General features: G+C 37.4%; 1 protein-coding gene. It reads left to right on the top strand.

The genetic code is table 11. The features are described from left to right. Nucleotides 1-449: hypothetical protein (locus tag PSHG_RS26005; protein WP_010267351.1), on the top strand; the 449-nt coding region annotated here is incomplete at its 5' end. Between the last annotated feature and the right edge of the window lie 500 nt (nt 450-949).

The following is a 949-nucleotide window of genomic DNA, read 5'->3' as shown; positions in this document are numbered from 1 at the left end:
CAACAATAGCGTCTATAAGCGCAGGAATTGTATTCCTAGTGCTGTATAAGCTCGAAGGAAGGGTTCTGTTGGGAAATATACTCGGCGCAGGGCAAGCGTTTGCGGGGATTCTATTCTTAGGGCTCCTGGGAGGGTATGTAATGCACGAAGAGCAAGTTAGTGATTGGAGAAACCATGTGTACTTAGAATATATCGATTCTATCGATATACAGGAATACTTCTTGGAATCCTACGATCGCAAAGAGGGAAAGGCTATAGTATTAGTTGAAGGGGCAATGAGGACTTTAACTCCTCCATATAATGTAGAAAAATATGAGGGAGACGAGAAAGAAGTTGGTTATATTACAGCAAAGTATTACCCTATTGTAGACGATATGCCAAGATTCCCTGGAAAAGTAGAAGGGTTGAGGGAGATTACGGTATTTATAAATGAGAACTACAGAGAATAGAAGAAATTAGGTTTTGTGGTTCTCTTTAGAAGACCTCTCTTATTCCTAATAGTAGTTGAATTTAATCATTTTGTAAGCTGGGGGTGGAAATTCCCTTTCACTATATGGAGGAAAATAAGTGAAGATTAAAAGGCACAGTTAGTTGCGAAAGTTTTGTGGTACTTATTTAGCTTTCTTTCGTCCACTAATATGATAGATCAACAAATATTCAACACATTATATTCCATAAATTATCAATATTGGGTTCACAAAGACAAAATTTAATGCTATGCTAAATAAAGGGGTTAGTACATATTATCCCCAAATAATCCAATAAAAGGAGGAATAAAGTGAAGAAATTACTATCTTTGTTAATGTCCTGTATGTTGGTGGTTTCAATGTCTACTGTAGTTGGAGCTCAAGAATTGTCGTCGGAGAAGGAAGAGGAAATCGTAGCTGCTTATCGAGTAACAGCTGATGGATTGGTACAAATATCCGTCGAGGAAGCTGAGGAACTATTA

The sequence above is a fragment of the Paenibacillus senegalensis JC66 genome (assembly GCF_000285515.1).
Lineage (GTDB): Bacteria > Bacillota > Bacilli > Paenibacillales > NBRC-103111 > Paenibacillus_L > Paenibacillus_L senegalensis.
The sequence above is the reverse complement of the archived record's forward strand: the minus strand, read 5'-3'. Positions and strand labels throughout refer to the sequence as shown.